The sequence below is a fragment of the Rhodoplanes sp. SY1 genome (genome assembly GCF_046000175.1).
Lineage (GTDB): Bacteria > Pseudomonadota > Alphaproteobacteria > Rhizobiales > Xanthobacteraceae > Rhodoplanes.
Genome location: NZ_JBEOMB010000226.1, coordinates 1 through 614 on the forward strand (window position 1 = coordinate 1; position 614 = coordinate 614).

A 614-nucleotide genomic window follows, 5' to 3' on the forward strand; every position below is an offset into this window, starting at 1 on the left:
CTTCTTGGATCGGCTCTCAAATCTTCAAACGCAAGCCCCATAACCAAGTCTCCAGGTTGTATCAGGGACTCCCTTCTACCCAATTCTGTTTGGTTTGGAAGACATAATCTCTGGCCCCACTGAGAACTTCTGAGGGTTGCCTCACCACCTACGAGCGCCCAGACGGCCATAGTCGGCGACCAGCCCCAGCACTTCACACATCCTCCGTCACACACGGTGACCCAATACCACGGGCGGCCTGTGATCGCCGGGGTTGAGGCGGCGACCGCGCACAGCAGTTAGGGCCGGAGCGTTGGGGGCGGCGTTAGGGTACGACGCATTGCGCGTCGCGGTAAGTCCCTGACTTTTCTGTTGATTCAGGGCAGGCTTTAGGCTGGCGGAGGGAGTGGGATTCGAACCCACGATACGGTTTCCCGTATACACGCGTTCCAGGCGTGCGCCTTCAACCACTCGGCCACCCCTCCGGAGCGCTCCTGATACGGAGGCGGGCGGGAGAATGCAAGGCCCTGTCCCGGCGAGGGGTTCGGCCATGCGGGGGGCGCGCGGACGTGACCGCGGGGGCGCTGCGATATCGCCCGCTTCGAGCCCCTGTCGTCCCCCTCGCCTCCTCCGGG

At 63.4% G+C, this 614-nt stretch carries 1 tRNA gene; it reads right to left on the reverse strand.

The annotated features are described in order from the left end of the window. Window positions 1-374 precede the first annotated feature (374 nt). Window positions 375-464: transfer RNA gene (locus ABTU92_RS28700), tRNA-Ser, on the reverse strand. Window positions 465-614: the final 150 nt, after the last annotated feature.